Annotated in this window: 9 protein-coding genes and 2 pseudogenes; 3 read left to right on the forward strand and 8 right to left on the reverse strand. The window is 48.3% G+C overall.

All coding sequences use genetic code 11. The features are described from left to right. Positions 1-795: 795 nt before the first annotated feature. The 7 genes and pseudogenes from BN2762_RS05720 to BN2762_RS05750 all read right to left on the reverse strand — a co-directional run. Positions 796-1,899: pseudogene (locus BN2762_RS05720) on the reverse strand (helicase-related protein); the annotation flags it as partial. A 428-nt stretch (positions 1,900-2,327) separates the two neighbouring features. Further along, positions 2,328-2,483: pseudogene (locus BN2762_RS27525) on the reverse strand (hypothetical protein); the annotation flags it as partial. 46 nt (positions 2,484-2,529) lie between these two features. After that, complete coding sequence (locus tag BN2762_RS26800) at positions 2,530-3,282, reverse strand: hypothetical protein (protein ID WP_055106067.1); 753 nt, start codon at positions 3,280-3,282, stop codon at positions 2,530-2,532. A 505-nt stretch (positions 3,283-3,787) separates the two neighbouring features. Then, the gene (locus tag BN2762_RS05735) at positions 3,788-4,219 is read right to left on the reverse strand and encodes a glycosyltransferase family 2 protein (protein WP_055106068.1); all 432 of its coding nucleotides are present in this window, start codon (positions 4,217-4,219) and stop codon (positions 3,788-3,790) included. 274 nt (positions 4,220-4,493) lie between these two features. Then, positions 4,494-5,222 (reverse strand): response regulator, encoded by a 729-nt coding sequence (locus tag BN2762_RS05740; protein ID WP_055106069.1) that lies wholly within the window; start codon positions 5,220-5,222, stop codon positions 4,494-4,496. After that, the gene (locus tag BN2762_RS05745) at positions 5,215-6,387 is read right to left on the reverse strand and encodes a sensor histidine kinase (protein ID WP_055106070.1); all 1,173 of its coding nucleotides are present in this window, start codon (positions 6,385-6,387) and stop codon (positions 5,215-5,217) included. The genes BN2762_RS05740 and BN2762_RS05745 overlap by 8 nt, the downstream gene beginning before the upstream one ends. Before the next feature lie 49 nt (positions 6,388-6,436). Continuing rightward, a complete protein-coding gene (locus tag BN2762_RS05750; protein ID WP_055106071.1) occupies positions 6,437-9,148 on the reverse strand; it encodes a stalk domain-containing protein in 2,712 nt (903 codons plus the stop codon). Positions 9,149-10,222: 1,074 nt separating this feature from the next. Here BN2762_RS05750 and BN2762_RS05755 point away from each other — a divergent pair. Further along, a complete protein-coding gene (locus BN2762_RS05755; protein ID WP_055106072.1) occupies positions 10,223-10,894 on the forward strand; it encodes a PDDEXK family nuclease in 672 nt (223 codons plus the stop codon). Between the two features lie 994 nt (positions 10,895-11,888). On the opposite strand, the gene BN2762_RS05760 is transcribed toward BN2762_RS05755, so the two are convergent. Beyond that, a complete protein-coding gene (locus BN2762_RS05760; RefSeq protein WP_222861033.1) occupies positions 11,889-13,031 on the reverse strand; it encodes a TolC family protein in 1,143 nt (380 codons plus the stop codon). Positions 13,032-13,403: 372 nt separating this feature from the next. Here BN2762_RS05760 and BN2762_RS05765 point away from each other — a divergent pair, with 372 nt between their 5' ends. Further along, on the forward strand, positions 13,404-14,810 hold the full coding sequence (locus BN2762_RS05765) for an efflux RND transporter periplasmic adaptor subunit (protein WP_055106074.1): 1,407 nt from the start codon (positions 13,404-13,406) through the stop codon (positions 14,808-14,810). Continuing rightward, positions 14,807-17,974 (forward strand): efflux RND transporter permease subunit, encoded by a 3,168-nt coding sequence (locus tag BN2762_RS05770; RefSeq protein WP_055106075.1) that lies wholly within the window; start codon positions 14,807-14,809, stop codon positions 17,972-17,974. The genes BN2762_RS05765 and BN2762_RS05770 overlap by 4 nt, the downstream gene beginning before the upstream one ends. Positions 17,975-18,046 lie beyond the last annotated feature (72 nt).

Here is an 18,046-nt window from a genome sequence, read left to right on the forward strand (position 1 = left end):
AGATAGCCTAGAAAACACGCGCGAAGCAGCCCCCGGATCGTTGATTACTACGCACCGTAAATAGGTTAACGAAAAAATTAAAAAGTTAAATGAACGGCTTCATACGTTGACTGCATGCATCCTTTAGCTGCCATAATTCGGGGCCGATCCACACATATTGAGGTCGTTTTTACCTGTTGCTTACATATAAGGCAACTATATACCCGACTGCATATGTAAGGACTTATGTACCTCCCCCACTGCTTAGTAGGCTTAGGCCGCTCATGTACCTGCTGCTTCATTATGTTGGGCTACTTATGTACCCGCTGCTTACATGGCTGGGTTACTTATGTAGCTGCTGTTTTATATGTTGAGCTACTCATGCACCCGCTCCATTACATGCTGGGCTACTTATGTAGCTGCTGTTTCATATACTTAGGTCACTCATGCTCTTGATATGCTTAGGGCACTCATGCTCTACTGCTTAATATGCTTAGGGCACTCATGCTCTACTGCTTAATATGCTTAGGGCACCCATGCATGCTAGCTCTACTGCTACACATGTTGCGCTTACTTATGTAGCTAGCTGCCTTAAATATAAGGCTACTGCTCGTGTTGAGCTGTTCCATATGCCGATAAACATAACAATTACTCCTGTTCAGCCAGGCTGCGCCAGGTCCACGGCGTCAAGTCGGACGCAAACATAAAAGTACTTCTGTTGTAAGCTCCAGCTCTCTAGCTATCTCACTCTTTAGCTCTTGTAACCATTTGTGATACTGAGTCACTCCTATAAAAACTCTTCGCTCCCTCAGTTTTTCATTCTCCCTTCTTAGGATTTGCTGTCCGCAAAAAACCACTTTTGATGGCAATCTTGTTCATTGACTTGATCTGCTTTACGGCTGCACGCTGCGCAGAGGTCCATTCGGGAGAAGCAAAGACGACGATCCCATTAGGGTCGTCCTTGGAGCGCCCAGCCCTGCCGGCCATTTGAACGAGGGAAGCCTCGTCAAACAGCTCGCTATCGGCATCCAAAATGTATACATCGCTTTTCGGCACAGTCACGCCTCGTTCGAGAATGGTCGTCGTTACAAGTATGCGGATTTCCCCCGAACGGAAGGCAAGTACTTTATTGGAGCGTTCCTCATCCTGGGAGGATGTGCCTTCGATGGACAGTGCCGGAAATTTACCTCTCAGCAGGGTCACAAAAGGCTTAATATGCCAAATTCGGGATACAAACATAAAGATTTGTGCTCCGCGCTGAATCGACTCATTCAAGGGGGTAAGCAGCGAAGCAGAGAGCCGTTGACGCTGTAGCGCATGCTCTACTGACCCCATAGCAGCACGCCGCGGCACGGGCAGCGGGTATCCGTGAAAACGCGCAGGAACTTTAGCATGGCGCAGCTTTCCCCGGCGGATCTCGCGTTGTAAGGAAAGCGGAGGCGTAGCCGACAAATAGATGAAATACCCATTTGGCTTACACGAAGCCTCCGCTGCAAAAGCCAGCATAGGATCATTATGGTATGGAAAAGCGTCCAGCTCATCGATAATGACCAGATCGAATGCTTGGTGGAAGCGCAGCAGTTGATGCGTCGTTGCCAAAAAAAGACGCGCTTGCTCCCACCGCTGAGTACTGCCTCCATAAAGAACTGCTGCTGGCTCGCTTGGAAACGCTGCTGCAATCCGGGGCGCAAGCTCCAGCACAACATCCCTTCTCGGTGTAGCTACCAGCACCGTGCCTCCGCGATCAAGCGCATACTGAATCAAAGGAAAGATCATCTCCGTCTTTCCCGCTCCGGTCACGGCCCAGAGCAGAAAGCGCGGGATTGGCGGCGGCACGGCATTCTTAGGCGCGGCATTGTTAGAGTTGGCATTGCTAGACATGGCACTGTTAGGCGTTGCACTATTGAGCGTTGCACCGTTAGGAGTCCCACCGTTAGGTGTAGCGCTGTTAGACGTTGCACCGTTAGGTGTAGTGCCGTTAGGTGTAGTGCCGTTAGGTGTAGTGCCGTTAGGTGTAGTGCCGTTAGGTGTAGTGCCGTTAGGTGTAGTGCCGTTAGGTGTAGCACCGTTAGATGTAGCACCGTTAGATGTAGTGCCGTTAGGTGCAGTACCGTTAGATGCAGCACTCTTAAGCTTGCAGGCTCCGCCCTGAAGCAAAGCGGTAATGGTCGAGCGCTGTACATTGCCTCGATCATAGCCTGCAAATTGATCATGTGCAGCGCCTTGACCTGAGCTTCCTTTCTTAACCGCTCCTTCATGACGATGCGTTCGATCACGTGATTATTCGTCTCGATAAGTCCGTTGAAATCCTGCGCGAGCTGTCCCAGCTCATCCGGCTTGGTATCGCTGATTCGCAAATGGGAGTTGCCGTTGATGACCTTCCTCATCCTCGATACGATACGGTTCAGCCGCAGCACAATCGTCTTCACCATGACGTCGCATGTCCAAGGGCCCTTCCACACGCCGATCGACGCCATGAACTTCTGCAGTTCCGCCAAGGTCATGCCTGAGCTGCTGCCGTTCTTCTCTGCAGCTGTCTCTTATACACATCTAGCTGTGTATAAGAGACAGGAGCTGCTGGAGCTCCGCTGCCAGCAGCGACCGGCCCGCCAGTGCGTCCCCCAGCCGCGACGCACCTTGGCCAATGGCCGCCATATCCCATATCTGCTTACTCAGCAGCTGTCTGTATTTTTCCCCCGTATCTGCCAGTTCCCTGGCCAGGTCCAGCTTTTGCCACCCAAGTCCAGACCTTCCTGCATCCTGCTCTGCATCCCGCTCTGCTTCCAACTCCCTCCCCTGAAGGCCTCTCACTGCGAGCTCCTCCTTTACCTCCAACCCCTCCGGTGTCATTCCCTTCTCCCTGGTCCATATCAGCCGCACAGGACGCAATCCTTCGATAAAATGCCTGTCCCGGTCCTTTTCAGCCTTTAATCGCCGTCCCAGCTCATCCTTCATGTACCTCCCCCACTCCTTTGCTCCCCACTCATCCATGTCGGCCCGATGGACAAATCCATCACGGAAGCTGATAGCCAAACCAAGGGGCAGTTTATCAGCTAGAAGCAGAAGTACCTCAGCCTCCCGTGCTGCAATCTCCTGCCTTGTCAGCGCCCTTGCCCTAGCACACTCATACAGCTCAGCCTCCTCCCTAAGCAGCCAATCATCACAGCTATTCGTCGAAATTCTCGTCACCCCGACTGCCTTTTGTCCCATCTCCGTCCACCATGACAAATCAACGGCAAAATCAAGACTGACTCCAGCCTGCCATCCTTCCCTGTTTCTAACCGCGTACAAACAAATTTTCATCCGGATCCCCTCCATCCATTCTATAATCATCTGAACCCACGACTACAAATCCAAATTTAAATACATTTCTTGCATCTGCTTTTGCTCCTTGCCAGGAATTGGGTCTATTAACTGTATTTCATATCTTAATAGCTTGTTTTTTGGATTTGGCTCCCATTGAAACTCATTTTAAATACATGAAATCCAGCTAATTGCTTGTTTGACAGCTGACCGCAGCTTTTAAATGCAACATATCCAGCTATCGAATCATTTCCCAACCCCGAGGGAGTGAAATAAAGTTCTAAGTATGGGATGCAGAGGTTTGGCTTATTGTTTTCCCTCGATACGTTCTTTTCGCGTTCTTTTAACCTCCTCTTCACTTCCTTTCCACCCAATCCCTCTCCACTCTCGATCCTCGATCACTCACTACTTCCCGTCCCAAGCAACATAAAAAAGCACACCCTTGGCCATGCCGAAGAGTGTGCTTCACATCTTACGTTTCATCAATATATTCAATTGACTCGAGCTATGCCTGAACATACGGTATCTTAGCCGCCTCATGCGGCACCCGAAGATCGATGAATTTCAATTGTTCCCCTTCGTCAGGGACACTGCGGCGGATCATGTCATGCTCATCCTGAATTCCGGTCCGGCCGATCACGGTCAGATTCAGCCTGTTGGCGTACTTCATCCGCTCGATAATGGCCAGCGTGTCATCCTGTGAACCCTCGTCCAGTATCGTAATCCTTAGTGATTGCGCGCTTAAGCAGCTATACCACATAAGCGCCCGCAAATACCACTCGATTTGGTTCTCATGATTATAGGCCACCAGAATATAGTGAACCTGCTTTCGGGGGATCGATGGATTCTTTAAATGCCTGCTGTAGAAAAGATGCACCAGCGTCCCGGCAATGCCATAACTAAACAATATCCAGATCCAGGCCATGTAAGGAAACATGCGACTCAACCTCCTTATGCGACAATATATGCCGCCGGAAGCAGGTCGGTTACTGGGCTTACATCTTCTGTCCCAGACAGGACAGAGCGTCTTTCCTTCGTCGCAATAGAATTATGCTGCCTAGCTGTATGTACAAGCCAAACTGCTGCTTCTTATCCTTGTCACAAAACAATGATTGCGACCTCACATTTCAATTTCAAGAAAATATTGGAAACATACAGGCGTCAAAGATCCCTGCTGGAGCCCATTCCCGGCTGTAGCAAGTTTCTTCGTGCTATAAGGTTACCCATCCAAATTTGATGGCATTGATTACCGCCTGGGTCCGATCATCCACATCCATTTTTTGCAAAATGCTGCTGACATGGTTCTTAACTGTCTTCTCGCTAATGAACAAGTGCTCGCCGATCATTTTATTGCTGCGGCCTTCCGCCATCAGACGAAGCACCTCTGCCTCGCGTCTCGTCAGCGGGTTATCGTCGCCGGCTACAAATTTAACCCCAGCCTCGCGAATGGCGCTGTCTTCCGCAATAGCCCCTGTCTCGCTTAAGTACTCCATCCGCCGCAGCTGCTGAATCAGCTTGCCCGTCACCTTCGGGTGAATAAAAGCGTTGCCCTCGGCTACGGTGCGAATCGCATTAACAAGCGATTCCGCCTCCATATCTTTAAGCAAATAACCAGTGGCTCCTTTGCGAAGCGTTTCAAATACATAACTCTCGTCGTCATGAATGGAGAGAATGATTACCTTTACCTCAGGAAGAGCATCGCGCAGCTCCGCTGTCGCATCCACTCCGTTCAATTGCGGCATATTAATGTCCATCAGGACGATTTCAGGAGAAAACTGCTGGCAGCATTCCAACACCTGAGAGCCGTCGCCGCATTCGCCGACAACTTCAATGTCTTCCTCCATGTTTAAAATCCGTTTTAGCCCTTCGCGAAAAAGTTGATGATCATCAGCTAAGAGAACTTTGATTGTTTGTCTAGTATTAGAAATAAGATTATCCATCCTGTAACTCCTTCCTCTTCTCTGCGTTTGTCGGGATATGGATGACGATTTTGGTGCCCAAATTCGCCGTTGATTCTATTTCCATTCTTCCTTCCAGCAATTCTACTCTTTCCCGCATGCCAATCAATCCAAAATGGGTATGCTCCTTGTTCTTTAGCTCCAGCTGATCCACCTTGAATCCCAGTCCGTTATCCTGCACCATGATTTTAACCATTTGGGCTTGATACGTAATCTCTACGACGACATACGTTGGAAAGGCATGCTTTGCCGCATTGGTGAGCGCTTCCTGGACCAATCTGAATACCGCCGCTTCCATGGCGGAGCTCAGACGGTATTCCTTGCCTCTTGTCTCAAAGGTCGTCCGGATTTTGGTCTTTTCTTCATAGTCATGCACATACTTGCGCAGTGTAGGAATGAGCCCCAAATCATCCAAAGCCATCGGTCTAAGATTAAAGATGACTTTTCGCATCTCTTCCAAGCTGGAGCGCACTTGTGCCTTCAAGTCTATTATTTCGTCCTGGACCATCTTAAATTCCTGCCTAGCTAGCATTCTTTCTACAATTTCCGTCCTAAGTACTAGATTCGCGAGCAATTGTGCAGGTCCATCGTGAATCTCCCGGGAGATGCGCTTGCGCTCCTCTTCCTGGGCTAGAATTATTTTCAAGCCGATGATCTGACGGTTCTTGGCGGATTCCAGAATCCGCGTAACTTGTCCCAGCTCCCCTGACAAGTATTCTAACACAACTCCCATCTGCGTGCCGATCGTCTCGGCCCGTTCCACGGACTTGTCCACATTGCGGGCCCTCTTCTGAAGCTCGTCGCGTCTGGCCTTCAGGTACATTTCCTTCTCACGATAAATAAGCAGGTCGAGCTGCAGCTGTGTCGCTCTCTCGTAGGCCTGCTTGATATCCTCTTCTTTATATCGCACAAAATCCCGGCTGACTTCCGTCAGCCGGATGCGCGAACGCCGGTAATTCACTTCAAGCTGGTCGACCTTCTCCACGGTCTCCGCGGTCTCCTTCATGACCTGCTGAAGCTCGTTATTCAGCGTTTTCAGCTCATTTCGTGCCGAATCCAATATTTCCAGCATTTGCAGTTTGCTGTTCTCCATAACGCTTATAGCGTTCTTAATCACGCGATCTATAGCATCGGCTTGAAAGTCCAATTACACCTTCTCCATTTCCTTGTATCCATATCTGCCATATTTAATCATATCATGATTCAAGGGTAATGGATTTGGTTTTCTTTTCCCATTTTACATCAATACCAAGTGCCTCCGACACCAGTCTTAATGGGACTAAAGTCCTCCCTTCGACAATGATCGGCGAAACAGCAGACTGTTTCTTCTTGCCGTTCATCGTAAATTCCTTCTTGCCCACCGTCAGCTCCAGAACATTGCTGCCCGACATTACCGTGATTTTCTTGGCTGTGCCGTTCCATTCCGACTGTCCGCCAAAGTGGTCCAGGACATATCTGATGGGTACGTATGTCGTATCGTTCTGCAGCAGGGGTGCGACGTCGATGCTCTGTTTCTTGCCGTCCACAGTCAGAGATTTCTGGCCGACCGTCATCACTACTTTTGCGCTTGGCAGCCCGATATCTCCGTCCATAACAGGCGATGTAAATTTAATATTGTCGAAAGATACGCTTCCCGTTAAGGCACGCTCATCCTGCCCCTCCTCTAGGTTGACGAGGTACAGGCGTTTCAGCTTCGCGGAAGGCTTCAGCCCAGCCGCAGTCAGATCAACCGTCAATGTCTTCCAGCCCGAGAAATTAAGCGGCTTAGCCAGATCTACGTATACAGCCTTGCCGTCCGGATTCGCGAATTCAGCCCGCAGCCAATTGAGGCTGGAATCCCCAAGTACATCTACTGACATCGCTGTCGAGCCGTCAGGAATGCTTCTGCCGGCCGTTCCGTTGAATTCCGCATAGGCGAATTTATTCCCCGCGCCGCCCGACAAATCATAATCCAGCTTAAGCACCTTGGAATTCTGGCGCTCTCCCTCTCCCTGGACGATCGCAGCCGTTCCGGCCGTTTCCGCAGGAAGCCCCTTGAAGGTAATTGGATACGATGTGCCTTCGAAATTCTCCCAAATTTGCTCTGCCGAGGTCGACAGAACGATTGGCGTAGAGATGAAACCATCATACTTCGCCGTTGCATACGCCACTTTGGCGCCGTTATTGACGGATTGTACCGTTAATACGCCGCCGGATACCGCGGCCTTCATCCCCTTGAATTCCCAAGTAAGGGATTCAGCAGGCACCTCTACGGTGCGGCCATCCTTCAGCTTGGCCGTCATTGGCACAGACACGCTAGTGCCTGCTTCAAGCGGAGCATAGGTCGTCGTTGAAGAAAGACTGTCCAAATCGCTGCCGCCCAGGACGGTCACCTTCATGCTAGCCTTCGCGTCCCCGCTGACTGCCGTAATTTGCGATGTGCCAGGCTTCACACCTTTAAATCCTTCTCCCGTCCAGCTTACATTGCCGTTGTCCGCCTTCCAGGACGCCTGGATTCCCGAGGCATCCACTGGATTATAGTAGGTGTCATACCCTTTAAGCGAATAAGCCGCCGTCTGTCCGATCAGAAGTGTGGTTGCTCCGCTTACCTTAAGTCCCATCAGCGATCCTTGAGGAGCTGTGGTATATACCCCCAACCCATTGGCCACCGCCCGCTGCGAGCCGTCTCCATTAGACGTCGTGAAGGTCAGGTTAGCCTCATTTTCGGCCAGTGGACGATCAACCATCGTCGTCGATCCTCCGCCATCCAGATTAAGGCCCTTCCACACGCCGATCGACGCCATGAACTTCTGCAGTTCCGCCAAGGTCATGCCTGAGCTGCTGCCGTTCTTCTCTGCAGCGATCAGGTAGGCGTATTTCCCGTCCCGGGAATAACCGACCGCTGTCCGGGCCACCGCGCTGCTGCCGCTGATGCTCGTAATCGAGCGCGTAAAGGAGGATGGCTTACCCTCATCCACAAGCAGCGTATGCCCGCCGATCATCATTTTCAAATCTGCAGGGTTAACCTCTTGGCCGCTGGAAAGGGAACGAAGTCTGTAGCTTGTATCCACCCGCTGCCCCACGTACAGGTTAGCTGCCACAAAATCGGACGCCGTCCCGTGAGCCCGCAATATGTACCCGTCGGAAGGTACCGTCCCTGGTATAGCCGCTTTAATCGATATTTGCTGCACTACGCCGCCTTGGATGAGCACCTCCGTAGGCGTCGTAGAACTGTCTTTAGGACGGTCCTCGGACTTCCAGGCGTCTGTGTATATATACATCTTGTTAGCGTGGCTAAAAGCCTTGTCAGGCTCCGTAATATACGATTCCTGATTGATCCCCGACAACGGGAAGGTCAGGCCGTTCTCAGTGATGATGCTTCCCTGGAACTCGAAACGGTCGATCAGCGGCGTTCCATCATTTCGTACGGCAAAAGCATACATCCCCGTCAACTGCGAGGGACTCGTGATGAGCGTCCCTTGAGATACTGCTCCGCCAAGTGCAACGCCTTGCCCTGTCGTAGAGAAGAAGTCGCCGTTAACACCCGCTACCGCTCCAGTCTCTCTAGCCATCCCTTGAACGGATTGCCTGGTCGTCACCTGCCCCCCTTTTCCTGTCATGACATCAAGATGGACATAAGGATTGGTTAAATCTACTTGAATAACATCGGCAAGGACCTTCACCGATTTGCCTGATCTCGTTGTAGTATATTGATATTTTAATAGCTTAGCGCCAGACGTAATGATATCTTCACTTAATTTGACGGCCTGATCCGAAGCCGCATAAGCCGTTGAAGCAGGACCAAACCAACTAGCTCCCGTATTCCAAACAGGCTGAATCCATATCAAGCCGGCCAACGTAACAAGAATGAGCTTCTTCCCGTTTTTGGCCGCCATCCGTACCAACTTCGTGTCTTTGCGTACTACCATTGTGATTTATAACTCTCCCATCTGTATGCTTTATGCCGAATCGATCCCCAATCTTCCACCAGAGGAATCTAGTACATAAATAATAGACTACTTTTAGACGGAAAAGTTACGCAAAAGTAACAAAATTGATGAAATTGAACGAGATCTGACACAATCATGGAGGGTGGGAATCTGTCGTCTCGTTAAGATTTTCACCATACCTACGATCGTAGGTGTACAACAGGGATGACGATGTCGAATAGGAATTAATAGATTTATCGCGGAAGGTGGAGGGTGCACGGATTGAATGGACCAGAGTGGATTTGAGTGAGTAGATATAGTGAAATGAATGAAAAGGAATATAGCAGACTTGTGTGGAGTAAATTGGATAAAGATCGAACAGGTAAGTGATCGGATGAGTCGAGTGAGTCGAGTGAGTCGAGTAAGTGCAGTGAATTAAGTGAATGTAGTAAGTGCAGTGAGTACAGTGAATGAAGTGAGTGAGTGCAATGAGTGCAGTGAGTACAGTGAGTGCAGTGAGTGCAGTGAGTGCAGTGAGTGCAGTGAATGAAGTGAATGAAGTGAGTGGAGTGATTGGTGTCAATGAAGTGAATGGAGTGAGTAGAACGGCATACCATCATCATAGTAAATTAACTGTGAATGAGCTGAAATTTATCATAGTTTGATGATAAGTAGATCTACTGTATCTATTTTAAAGAAGAGGCTCTATTAAGAGAAATTAATTGGATTCATAGTATTTAAATTAATTAGGACAGTGACTTTTACATTTTTAAGCCGTTTTAAATACTCCAAATCCAACTAAATTTAACCTGCCATGAAATCTAGTTGAATTAATTGCAAGAAATCCATTTGCATTATACCGTTATTCCGTCATGCCACACTCCCCCTCATTAATTAAACCCCCTCTCTGCTTCAAAAGATAATTTAATCCCTACTTATGCCGCTAGCTAAATGTGATATATTTTCGTATAATGGTGCCATACATGACGAAGAACGTCCTAACCATCTTTTAATGGGTAGGGCGTTTTTTGCGTCTTTAGTTTGCCGTCATTAACTTATAGGAGGTAGGCTAGTATGGAATTCGAAAAAGCTCATAAGCAATTTATTGACAGTCACATTCTACGTCGCAAGGGGGAACGCAAAGCACGTCTTGCGAGGGGGCATGGTCACGGAGAGACACTCTTTCTGAAAAATGTCTGGTGGCCGCTGTACAGAAACCTCGATCATCTTCATCCCGAGTACGAAGTCCCTGACTGGCGCGGGCGCTCCTATTTCGGCGATTTCGCCTTCTTACCGGGGCATTTAAAATTCATCATTGAAATTAAAGGCTATGGCCCGCATGTCGCCGAGATGGATCGGACAAAATACAGCAATGAATTGAATCGGGAGCTTTACTTGCAAGCACTTGGCTACCGGGTAATATCACTAGCCTATGATGACGTTGCCAATAGGCCCGAAATATGCCGCAATTTGCTACAGCTGCTTTTCAACCGCTACCTGACACAACACCATCCCCTTAAGCCAGGCGCTCTAGAAGAAGCAGCGGTTATTCGCCTATGCCTGAGTTCTATGCAGCCCATTCGCCCCAAACAGGTAGCAACTCATCTTTGTATTGATCATCGCACGGCCATTCGGATTTTACATTCACTTACTCAAAAAGGCTGGCTTCGGCCCATTTACTCTGGCGCAGGACTGCGCGTACATCGGTATGAACTCATGAGAAACGCTTGGGATATAATCAACTAACCCTTATGCCCTTTCTACCCTAATTAAAAGCATCAATTAAATCCAATTTGGCTACTTCCACAATAAGAAAAGCTACAGGTTACTTTTAGATGGGTTACTTTTAGATGGGTTACTTTTAGATGGATTACTTTTAGATGGATTACTTTTAGATGGATTACTTTTAGATGGATTTCTCGTATCTATTTTTAGTTTTAATCTCTGACTATATAAAATAGCTGGATTTCGTGTATTTGCCGCATTGCTTTTTGAACTTACTTCCCTTTCCAACTCATATTAACTACAAGAATTCCAGCTAATTACCCACTCAGAAATAAAGTACTGCTTTTATATACAGCAAATCCAGTTATTGCGCGAGTCCTTCTTTCAGGCGCATCTACTGCCCCGTTGGTCATATTTCCCTACTTATGCAAATTACTTGACGATAGATCAGACTATGAACATACAAGGTAGGTCAACACAAAGGTAGGTGAGACTATGAACACACAGATACGTCAAACTGCGAACTCACAAACTAGGTCATACTGCAACGCACAAGGTAATCAAACTATGAACTCATAAGGTACGTCACACTGCAACGCACAAGGTAATCAAACTATGAACTCATAAGGTACGTCACACTGCAACGCACAAGGTAATCGAACTATGAACTCATAAGGTACGTCATACTGCAACGCACAAGGTAATCAAACTATGAACTCACAAGGTACGTCACACTGCAACGCACAAGGTAATCAAACTATGAACTCACAAGGTACGTCACACTGCAACGCACAAGGTAATCAAACTATGAACTCACAAGGTACGTCACACTGCAACGCACAAGGTAATCAAACTATGAACTCACAAGGTACGTCACACTGCAACGCACAAGGTAATCAAACTATGAACTCACAAAAACGTCCTGCCATCTTTAAAATGGCAGGACATTACGCCATACAATTTATCATAATCATAAAGTGGCGGGTTCATGCCTAGTTAGTCCATAGGCTAATCCCTACATAATAAAACCCTCTTCAAGCGCATCAACGGAACGCTGGACAACATAAAGCTGAATACGAGCCAGTTCCTTCATGGTCTCCTGCTGTGTCAAAACGAATGCTGACTTTTCATAATCATGGCGAGACATTAATCCGTTATCGTAACGTTTCGTCATGTGGATATGATCCTGTTTAGCGTTATCATAATCATCCGCAGCATTTTGGTAAGCTTTATAAGCCATTTCCGCATTACTGTACAATTCATCCACTTTTTTGTTGAGATCGATTCGCGCCTTCTCTGCCTGCTGCTCTGCAATACGCACATTCATCTCTAGCAAATCCCTCTGATCCTCGCTTGAAGAACGGGTGTGAGTCTCTTGCTGCTTCGCCAGAATGATCGAATTCCACTGCCGTTTCATTTCGAATGATTTTGCCAATATGCGTTCCCGCTCCAAAGGGCTGATTGGCTGCGGGTTAAAATCCGGGATGTCCACCAGTTCAATATTCGGGCTGTAAGCAATGCCGAGATCAAAGCAAAGTTGAACTAACGCCAATTCATACTTGTTTTTTAGCCCGTCTATCTGCTGCTCCTGCTTCTGTACTTCCCTTTGAGCCTCGGTTACCTTTGCTGCCGAAGTCATTCCCGCTTCCTGCAGCAGCTCGGCACGCCGTACATCTGCCTTGAGAATTGCCAGATACTCCTGGGCCATATTCAACTGATTATCTAACGAGAGCAGTTCTGCAAACTGTGAAGTCATTTGCAATTTTATCCCTATACGGGCTTCCTCCAAATCAAGAACGGTATTGGACTGCTCCAGCTCAACCTGCTTCAGGGCAAGTACTAGCTGGTCGCGCTGCCCCTGCAATTGCTTGTTCATGGCATCGGAGATATTTCCGACACCGTTCAATAACTGATTAACAACCATGTTCGTTTCCAGCGTAGGATACAGGAATGGCAGCATTTCTTCCGGGATCTCGCCATACTTCTCCTGCATTTCCTCTATAGATCCCGGCAAGGTATATGAGCTTCCCGCCCCGCCGCTGGCATTATCAAGCTCTCTTTTCTGTTCCTTGAGGCTTCCTTCATTTAATTTTAAAGCCGTTAATTTATAAGTTAACAACCTGTAGTTCAGTGAATGATCCAGCGATAATTTTAGCACTGTATCAAGGTCTAGGCGTTTTATTGGTACTAGGGAACCCGAATCAATAAAAGAATCCTTTAACACCTTATGAACTGTAGCTTCTTTCCCGGTACGTATCGTATTATCATCATCCGCCTTTGCATAGGCTGCTGCCGGCCCTGCTGATAAAAGGCCCAAACATAGCAGTGACGATATCATTGCCGATAGGCATCTTTTCATACAAACTTTACCTCTCTCTCCCAAAATCAGACTAGTCACATCGACCCCATAATATCATCCTGAAATCTAGAATTCAACTTTCTGTCCGTCGCTTGACAAGCGCATCACGACTGGGTTACTTTAAAGTTAAAATTTTTACTAGATGATAAATTTCAGGAGGAGAGGAACTGAATGAAAGGACGCTGGCCGGCTCTATTTTTAGCCATTACCGTGATGATGACAACGGCTGCATGCGGCTCTGCTAGTAACCAGACTGCATCTGAAGAAGATGCTATCGCCGTACAGGTAATCACGATCAAGAAAGAACCATTAAATGCTGAATATAGTTTCTCGGGGACGCTGAAGCCTGAAGTGGAAGCACGCATCTCTTTTCAAACCTCGGGAGAGATTAAGCAGACGCTCGTAGAAGCAGGGGATCAGGTAAAAGCAGGGGATGTTTTGGCTGTCGTTGATGATGAAAATGCACAATTGCAGCTGAAGCAAGCGCAGAACGGCGTAGCTCAAGCTGAGGGCCAGCTCAGCGCAGCCAAAGCGGGCGTTGAAGCGGCAGAAGCGCAAGCCAAGGCGGCCAAAGCACAGCTGGATACGGCCGAGGCAAACTTTACTGCAGTAGAGAAAGGTGCATCGGCCCAGAAGCTTGCTCAGACGCAGAATGCGGTTGCTATGGCCCAAAGCGCCTATGACAAATTCCTGGCAGATGAAGAGCGTTATTCGAATCTTTATTCCGCAGGCCTGATATCGCTGGATGACTATGAAAAATTTCAACTGCAGCTTAAAGAGGCGGAAACCTCGCTGGAAAACGCCAAGCAATCGCTATCCGAGATAACCGAGGGTGCTACCGCGGAGCAGCGCAAGTCGGCACAAGCCGGAGTTGAACAGGCCAAAGCGGGCAAAAGCGCAGCCGAGGCAGCTGTATCTCAAGCCAAGGGCGCTCAGGCGCAAGCACAGGCTGCATACGATCAGGCAGTAGTGCAGCTTAAGCAAGTCGAATTATCGGTAAGCAAAACCAAACTGACGGCGCCTATAGAGGGCGTCATTTTGAGTAAAAATGCGGTTGTCGGCCAAATGGCACCCGCTGGAGCGGAAGCCTTTGTTATCGGTACTGTCGATACACTGAAGGTACCGATAGCTGTTCCAAACGACCAGGCAGCCGACTGGCAGCCTGGCCAAGCCATCACACTAGAACAGAACGGCAGCAAACGGCAAGGCACTGTCGTAAGAATCTCCCCCGCAACCAATCAAGGAACGGGAACCTTAACCGTAGAAGTGAACGTCCCCAATCCTAAACATGATTGGATTCCAGGGCAAGTGGTTCGTGCAAGCCGATCATTCATCGGACAAGAGGGGATCTTTGTTCCAGCCGGAGCGGTGATTAGCAATGGACAGGAGCCCTATGTCTTCAAGCACGTTAACGGTAAAGCCGTCAAAACAGTGGTAGAATTGGGGGCTCATATGAGCGAGGATAATCGCTTGAGTATCACCTCAGGCCTTCATGAAGGCGACGTTGTTATCAGCGTTGGAGCAGAGAGCCTGTTTGACGGAGACACGATCACGATCGTGGAGGATAATGCAGAATGATCGAATACTCCATAAAGAAAAGAAAAATCACAATATTACTCTTTGTAATATTTATTCTATTCGGTATTTTTAGCGCGACCACTCTTCCCCGGCAGGATATGCCTGACGTCGTATTGAAGCAAGCGATAGTCACAACTATTTTCCCGGGAGCCACACCAGAGCGGGTAGAGCAATCCGTCACCAAGGTGCTGGAACAGACCATCAAGCAGGTTGAAACCATTGAAACCATTGAATCGACCAGCTCTAGCGGCGTTTCCTCCATCATTGTATATGCTTACCCTGACGCGGATGCTGCTTCTACTTGGGATCAATTGCGTAAAAAGGTTGAGGACGCGACTGCCGATTTGCCGGATGGCGCTCTAAAGCCTATTGTTAACGACGACCTGTTCTCCTCCTTCATAGGATCCTATGTCATCTATGCCGACAACCCAGACACACTGTATGCCCTCAGTGACCTCATGATCGAATGGCGGGATAAGATACGCCAGGTGAGCGGTGTTGCGGACGTAAAGATCGAGGGGATCCCTGACAAAGAAGTGAGCATTAAGGTCGACCTGCAAAAGCTGGAGCAGTACGGTATTGTTTGGGAGCAGGTTGTGCAGGCAGTAACGAATATGAACAATCGTACCCCTCTTGGCTCGGTGGATTATGATTCCCGCAGCTATGAGCTTGTTGTGCCCGAAATCAAAGAGGCGGAAGAACTGAATGAAGTACTTGTCAGCAAGACTCAAAGCGGGTTTCCGGTGTACTTAAAAGATATCGGCCAGGTTCAGCTGGCGGATAAGAAGCCAACCTATCTTGCTTACTATAACGGGAAGCCGGCCATCTCAATCAATGTGTCCGCACAGACCGGCTCAGATGTTCCGAAGATGGATAAGCTGGTCTCTGACAGACTGGATGAGCTTAAAGAAAGATTACCAAGCAACGTACAATTTGCTTATGCCTTTGGTCAGAAGGAAGTTGTCAGCAATATGTTCAGCGAACTGCTTAAGGAGATGCTGATCGCCATCGCCGCTGTAATTTTGGTCTGTACATTAGGGCTTAATCTGATGACTTCGCTCATCGTAGCAGCTGCCATACCGATTTCCATTGCCATTGGCATGATCGCAATGCCTTTCACGGGAATCACTATCAATGAAATATCCATTGTAGGCTTGATTATCGTGCTGGGAATACTGGTGGACGATGCCGTCGTTGTCAACGATAACATCGAACGCAGGTTAAGCGTACTGGGCGAAAGTCCAGAAGTCGCCTCAATCAAGGGAGCGAAGGAAGTTGCCATATCTATTCTGACGGCAACCTTATCGACTATTTTTGCATTTGCACCTTTATTATTTTTAACTGGGGATATCGGTTCCTTTATTAAGCCGCTCCCGATTGTTATTTCCTGCTCCATGTTCGCTTCCATGATTATGTCGCTGACCATCATACCGATCTTCCGGCAGTGGCATGAGAATCGGCGCAGACAAAAAGCGATTGTCAAGAGCCACTCAGTTGACGAAGAAGCCAGCAGCGATCAGAGCCCTCCTCCTTTCGAGGAGTCGAAGCCTGCGGGCCTGCTCGGCAAACAAATTCAGATCTTAACCAAGTGGTATTCCGGCACTCTTATTCCGAAAGTACTTCAAAAACCAAAATTATATGCAAGCATGGGCCTCCTGATCGGAACAGCCTCGTTCAGTTTAGCTTTGATTACACCTATTGATCTGTTCCCGGAATCTGAAGATCCGCATGTCAGCATCAATGTTGAAATGCCCGTAGGCACGTCTTTCCAGGAGACCCACCGCATGGTGAACAATATAACCAAATGGATTGAGAAGCAGCCTGAGACCGAATTTGTAAGCGTAGGGGTTGGGGGCCGAGCGCCGCAATTATATTCCGACATTACAAATGCCCTGGCACCTTCAACCTCTGTAGGGCAGATTTCAGTCATCGGCAAGCCCGATCTCTTCCATTTAGACAAGACCGTCTCCGCTTGGGAGTCACAGCTGAAGCAGCAATTCCCGGGCGCAACGATATCTACCCATGTTCCCCGGCTTGGAATTCCGGTTGGTTCCGCAGTATCCGTCCGGATTGCTGGTGAAGACTTGAATATGCTGCAAAAGCTGTCACAGCAGCTAAAAGAGAAAATCTCCAAGCTGGAAGGCGCGACCGGGATTAAGGACAATTTTGGGAATCAGAGCTATACGCTCGAGTTTGAGATCAACAACCAGGCCATGGACGAATATATGATCGATTACAGCACACTGACCCAAACACTGCGCCTGATGGGCGACGGACTGGATATCGGCGACTTTGACACAGGCAAGAGAATCGTTGATATCAATTTTCAAGTATCTAATCAAGGAGCAAGTCCCAATGAATTATTCCAGCAAATTTTTATTACCAATAAACAAGGGATACAGGTTCCTTTAGCGCAGCTGGCTGAAATGAAAGCGTCTTTTACAACGCAAAAAATTCAGCATCATAATCTTGAGCGTATGATCACGGTAGAAGCAAGCGCAGTAGGGAAGACCGCATCCGAGCTGAATGCCGAGGTACGCACTATTCTGGATAACATGGTTATTCCAGAAGGATATTCGATTGAGCTTGGCGGCGAAACTTCGGACCAGGCGGATATATTCGGGGATTTGGCCATGCTGTTCGTCGTCGTCATTTTCTTGATATTTATTATGATCACGGTTCAGTTCTATTCCCTGTCGGCACCAGTTATCATTATGACCACAGTATATCTGGCTGCCGCTGGCGGAATCATCGGTATTTTTGTTTCTGGTTCTTCCATTGGTTTTATGAGTATTATGGGCATCATATCCCTAGCGGGCATTGTCGTACGTAATGGTATTGTCTTCCTGGAATTCATCGAGGATGCGCGCAGAGAAGGAGTCGGTTTGTATGAAGCGGTCACTTCAGCTGCAAGCGCCCGTTTCCGTCCAATCGTTCTCACTTCATTTACGGCCATGATCGGAATGCTGCCACTGGCTGTTGCGGGAAGCATATTGTTCAGGCCTATGGCTTACACGATTATTTTTGGATTAATGTTCTCGACGGTTCTAACGCTAGTCGTGGTGCCTTCCATTTATATGGTCGTTGCGAATTGGAAGGAAAACCGGCACAAACGCAGACACACTCCAGATCCATCCATTTCTACAGATACCGTCTCTATGTAATCAACGGCCACGCCTTCCCACCTTCAGGTGAGGTCATTGATTGTTCGCTACTTACTATATTGAAAGGAATTC

Source organism: Paenibacillus ihumii, from assembly GCF_001403875.1.
GTDB classification, from domain to species: Bacteria; Bacillota; Bacilli; order Paenibacillales; family Paenibacillaceae; genus Fontibacillus; species Fontibacillus ihumii.